General features: G+C 47.0%; 4 protein-coding genes and 1 pseudogene. 1 reads left to right on the forward strand and 4 read right to left on the reverse strand.

The window, feature by feature from the left end; all coding sequences use genetic code 11:
* From RMO27_RS23735 to RMO27_RS05355, 3 genes and pseudogenes are all read right to left on the reverse strand, one after another.
* Positions 1-108 (reverse strand): annotated as a pseudogene (locus RMO27_RS23735) (Uma2 family endonuclease); the annotation flags it as partial.
* A gap of 286 nt (positions 109-394) precedes the next feature.
* A complete protein-coding gene (locus RMO27_RS05350) occupies positions 395-1,000 on the reverse strand; it encodes a hypothetical protein (RefSeq protein ID WP_309730107.1) in 606 nt (201 codons plus the stop codon).
* A gap of 161 nt (positions 1,001-1,161) precedes the next feature.
* The gene (locus RMO27_RS05355; RefSeq protein ID WP_309730110.1) at positions 1,162-2,592 is read right to left on the reverse strand and encodes a circularly permuted type 2 ATP-grasp protein; all 1,431 of its coding nucleotides are present in this window, start codon (positions 2,590-2,592) and stop codon (positions 1,162-1,164) included.
* Positions 2,593-2,888: 296 nt separating this feature from the next.
* Between RMO27_RS05355 and hisD the strand changes: the two genes are divergently transcribed.
* Complete coding sequence (gene hisD, locus RMO27_RS05360; RefSeq protein ID WP_309730113.1) at positions 2,889-4,217, forward strand: histidinol dehydrogenase; 1,329 nt, start codon at positions 2,889-2,891, stop codon at positions 4,215-4,217.
* Positions 4,218-4,308: 91 nt separating this feature from the next.
* On the opposite strand, the gene RMO27_RS05365 is transcribed toward hisD, so the two are convergent.
* On the reverse strand, positions 4,309-5,244 hold the full coding sequence (locus tag RMO27_RS05365) for a hypothetical protein (RefSeq protein ID WP_309730116.1): 936 nt from the start codon (positions 5,242-5,244) through the stop codon (positions 4,309-4,311).
* Positions 5,245-5,718: the final 474 nt, after the last annotated feature.

Genomic DNA, 5,718 nt, shown 5'->3' on the forward strand with positions numbered 1-5,718 from the left:
CATCGCGACTAATTCGCCATCCCAATACTCATAACGTTCTTCCTGGGTAGGTTCCCAGTCTAGATATTCGGCGGCGGACATGAATAATCGATCGGGTAAAGCAACCATAGGTTAAGTAATAAGTAATAAGTAAGATCCAAAATTGCCGTCATCGCACCGATTGCTCAGGTAGGGGCAATTCATGAATTGCCCCTACCTGAGCAATCTAGATTTTAAGCCTGAGATACGATTAGCAGCTTTATCCAATATACTAGGTAAAAATTCCATCACTCGCGGATCGGCGTTAAGACTTGAAAAAGGCTCTCGATCTGATTCCATCCATTGGCGCAAGCGGAGTCTTTCTGTTTCAATTTCAATTAATTCTGACATTGTAGAAAATCAATTACCATATTAATTATTGTTTTTGATCGCTCACCATCCATTTAAGAATACCGAAGATACGTTCAACTGGAGTAACTTGATATTCATTGAGATCGATGGTTAGATCCTTATTCTCAAGCTTAAGAAATTGCCATAACTTCCCGCTGGTAACACAGCCATAGATCACCGGAATAGTCTTATCTTCATTTGCATTGAATATTTGAGCAGCAACCATTTCAGCAGCACACTGCCCTAATCCCACATCTAATTCACCCTTTTTTGCTTCCACTAACATCACAATCGGAGCTTGGATGATAGATGAAATCGTAGATTTACTTAACAAGAAGTCGCAAAAACCATTTAAACCACGCTCTTTATCAACATTGAACTCTTCACCTGAGAATAGTTGTACTGGGTTATCAGCCAATCGCAACAACTCAACCAAAATTGGACTCACTAGCAACTCTGACTTTGCCTTTTCAGATTTTGCCCTCTGCGCCAATGGCAAATATTGTTCAAAAATATTTAAGAATTCTGGCTTTGGTGATACTGGCGGTAGAGATTCGCAAAAAGCTGATTCTATTAGATTCAAATCGAATTGGCTGATTATATCTTGTAGAGAAAAGTTATTATAAGCCATGATATTTAGTAACTTAATAAGTTTACTTAACTTGAAAGAACATTCAGCGGTTTCAACCGCTGCTAGTACTGCAAAACCCGCCTCGCGGGTTAGAGATCCCAATCCGAGCAGGCGGACTTTGCACCATGAGCGACGATTTTAATCGTGCGGTAATGATTATCCTACCTCACCACCCAAGTATCCTTCGTCCCCCCACCCTGCGAAGAATTAACCACCAACGAACCCTCCTTCAATGCCACCCGCGTCAACCCACCTGGATTGATATAAATATCCCGCCCATTGAGAATATATGGACGCAAATCCACATGTCTCCCATCGATACCATCCGGTAACAACGTCGGTACCCGCGATAAACATAGCGTCGGCTGGGCGATATAGTTGCGTGGATCTGCGATAATCTTGGCTGCAAATTCACTCCGCTCCTCAGCAGTAGATTTGGTGCCAATTAACATCCCATACCCCCCCGATTCGGCGGCGGCTTTGACGACTAATTTATCTAAATTTTCTAGGACATACTGGCGTTGCTGGGCTTCCCAACATTGGTATGTCGGCACATTGGGGATAATTTGCTCTTCATCCAGATAGTATTTAACGATCGCTGGCATATAAGCATATACCACTTTATCATCTGCTACCCCCGTACCTGGAGCATTAGCGATCGCGACTCGCCCCGCCCGATACACATCCATCAATCCAGGAACTCCCAGCATCGAATCAGCCCTAAAAGTCAAAGGATCGATAAATTCATCATCGATGCGGCGATAAATCACATCTACCTGTTGTAAGCCTTTAGTGGTTCGCATTTTTAAAAACCCATCCGAGATTGTTAAATCTCGCGACTCGACTAATTGCACGCCCATTTGTCGTGCCAAGAAGGAATGCTCGAAATAGGCGGAATTATAAATCCCTGGAGTCAGCACTACAACTGTCGGATTGGGAATAGATTCTGGTGCTAGATACAGCAAAGTTTCCAGTAACCGACTAGGATAATCTTCGACAGGGAGAATTTGCATCTTCTCAAATAGACGCGGGAAAGTAGATTTCATCACCTGCCGACCTTCGAGCACATAGGAAACTCCCGATGGACAGCGGAGATTGTCTTCCAATACATACCAACTCCCATCACGATCGCGAACCAAGTCCGTACCCGTAATGTGACACCAAATTCCTTGGGGTGGCTGTAAGCCCATACAAGGCTTGAGAAATCCCGTTGCCGAGTAAATTACCTCTGCGGGGATGACCCCATCGAGAATAATCTGCTGCTGACCGTAAATATCACTTAAAAATAGATTGAGAGCGTGAATCCGCTGCTTTAAACCCCGATCTAATACTTGCCACTCTCGATCGCAAATCGTACGCGGAATGATATCAAATGGTAGAATCTTTTCAGTACCTCGATCGTCACTATAGACATTGAAAGTCACACCTGTCTTGAATAAAGTGCTTTGGGCTAAACTTTGATGCTGGTGTAACTCAGAGAGGGAAAGACTGTTAATCTTCTCAATTAGTGTCGTGGCAATCGAGCGCGGCTGACCATCGGGTAAAAACAATTCGTCATAGAATTCACCAGGTTTGTAAGTGTCTATTTTCATACTTTTACACCAGATTAGACAACTATCTTGTTATCTTCTATCAATGCACTTTTCCTTGACTCAATAACTGTATCGCAATATACATCGATAACTACGATCGTGTAATCATTCATCAAATCTCCTGCTGACTTGAATAATCACAGCCACAACATTTATGAACCTTGAGTTTAAGAGCGATCGGTGTTGCCCCGCCTGCTAAAAATCGCGCTAAGCTATAACATATAAGGTCGCCAAGGATAGACTGTCCCCACAGACCCCCGATCGTTCCACCTTTTGATAATTGGCATTTTTCAACCATGCTGCGAATCATTACTCAGCAGACTGAAGCTCAACAAGAGTTGCAGCGAATCAGTGCCCGTACCCACGACGACGCGATCGTCCACAAAGAAGCCACCGTCAACGAGATTGTCCAGACAGTCAAAAGACAAGGCGACAAGGCTTTGCTACACTACACGGCTGAATTTGACGGTCAAACTCTGACAGTTGATCGGTTGCGGGTTAGTGGTGCCGAACTCGATGCCGCCTATCAACAGGTATCTAAAGAATTGCTCAAAGCGATCGAACTGGCGGCTGGTAATATTGAAGCTTTTCATCGCCAGCGGGTACCCAAATCGTGGGTGACATTCGGCGCGGATGATGTGGTGCTGGGTAAACGTTACAATCCCGTTGATCGGGCGGGCATCTATGTACCTGGAGGCCGCGCTTGCTACCCCAGCACGGTGCTGATGAACGCAATTCCGGCTAAAGTCGCAGGCGTGCCCCAGATCGCCATGGTGACGCCGCCGGGAGCCGACAAAAATCTCAACCCTGCCGTCCTGGTTGCCGCGCAAGTTGCGGGGATCGAAGAAATCTATCGGGTGGGTGGTGCTCAATCGATCGCGGCGTTAGCTTATGGTACCGATACGATTGCCAAAGTGGATGTAATTACTGGCCCTGGTAATATCTATGTGACGCTAGCCAAAAAATTAGTCTATGGCACCGTCGGGATCGATTCCCTGGCGGGGCCATCTGAAGTGCTAATTATCGCCGATCGCTATGCCAATCCAGCGCATATTGCCGCCGATTTACTCGCACAAGCCGAACACGATCCGATGGCAGCCGCAATTTTGATTACAACCGATCTGACCTTTGCCACCGCCGTTCAAACTGCGGTCGAGCAACAGCTAATCAATCATCCCCGTCGCACGCTCACCGAAAAATCGATTGCCCACTACGGCCTCATCGTAGTCACGGACAGCCTGGAGGACGCCACCGACCTCTCCAATCGCTTTGCCCCCGAACATCTAGAGCTAAATACGACCGATCCGTGGGCATTAGTCGATCGCATCCGTCATGCTGGCGCAATCTTTATCGGCAATTCGACCCCTGAAGCTGTCGGCGACTACCTCGCGGGTCCCAATCATACCTTGCCGACATCAGGTGCGGCTCGGTATGCCTCGGCTCTGGGCGTCGAGACATTTATGAAACACTCCAGCTTGATCCAATACTCACCAGCAGCTTTAAATAAAGTGGGTGGTGCCATTGATGCGCTGACTCAAGCCGAGGGACTATTCTCACATGGTGAGTCCGTACGATTGCGATTGAGCGATCCTGCTAGTGATCGACTCCCCCGACTAGATGAATAACAGATCGACAAGCAACAACCGACAAGATGGCAATTGATTTGGCCATCTTGTCGGTTGTGGAGATTGAGCTTGTTAACAATCCTGAATTGACTTAGGAAGGATCTGGTAAATCCAACTTCTGTGGAAGCGATCGCTTCACTGGCGCGGGTTTTGGTCGATCGACATCACTCCGAGGTGCTGACTCTCTCGCTTCCTGCCCGTCCCAAGGCTTTTTAAATGGTTTGGAGCTACCACCACCATCGCTCGGCGGTCTACCACCGCCTTTACGCGGCGTTTTTGCGCGGACGGTCGCGACAAATTGACCGCTGCGGATCTCCAAATGATTCTCGACGCGGATCGCATCGAAATCCCAAAAATTACCGACTAACTTTTGCGGCAGATCGCCAACTAGGCGGATCTTGAAGTACCGCTCCTCCTCCGTTTTTTTCTTTGGTGCTTGGCGGATCTTGACAAAAATTTCTTTAGTTTCTCGCGATTGATAGATCACTTCACCCCGAATCGAAAAATAACTATCGGGAATGCCCAAAGTTTCGATCGTCGGCAGGACTGGTGTCTCTGGATCTGAATCGATCGATGGCTCAGTCTCTGCGGTGTAGAGTGGCTCGATCGTCAATTTTGGATCCCACATCCCCATGATTTGGGCGTGAAGTTTGTTGTCTTCCTTGCGAATGCGCGGATAGACAACCCACAGATGGGATTTTTCTAAATCGAGATGATTTTTGATCAGACTCATGATCCGACCGAGAATGACCGCATCAATCTCCGTCCCATCATCTGCCAGCAACATCCCTTGATTGAATTCTTCACTAGAGGGAATATACTTACCCAAAATCAAGCCGATCGCTCGATACTGAAGTGGCTCACTCGCTGGCGGAATTGGTGTATTCCCCGTCAGTTGCAGCATCGGTGGCAACGGTGGATAATCTGCCGGATCTGGTTTTTTCGGTCGTTTGATCGGTTTGGCTGGTCTGGTAGCAGCCTCTGGCTGCGATAGAGGCCGATCGGTGGGAAATTGTGCAGAACTCATAGAAAATGCCTTCGGACGGAGTCAAATTTTTCGATCTCCCTCTCATGGTAATCGGGATCTTCGAGACTGAATTATGGGGATGTAACAACCGAGCAGATTAGCTATCTTGGAGATCGGCATCTGGCGATATTATAGATCGTTCCCAGATCCAGCACTCAAACTACTATCACAGCAACCCAATCGATCGAAAGGACTGACTTTGGTTACATTCAATTGCATAATTATTGATGCCAGCCTATTCTAGCAATTTCTGGTCAAATCCTGAAATCAATCTTAAATTATTACACCGGATCTGCTAATAATTCTGTGCTCCTAGATGCGATCGAACAAAACCCCGATTCAATACCATTCGATTAACTAACACCTACCCAAAGCCTAGAGCCTAATCCCAACTCCCAACTCCCAACTCCCAACTCCCAACTCCCAACTCCCAACTCCCAACTCCCAACTCCCAACTCCCAACTCCCAACGCCC

This window comes from Chamaesiphon sp. OTE_75_metabat_556 (genome assembly GCF_031378165.1).
GTDB lineage: Bacteria > Cyanobacteriota > Cyanobacteriia > Cyanobacteriales > Chamaesiphonaceae > Chamaesiphon.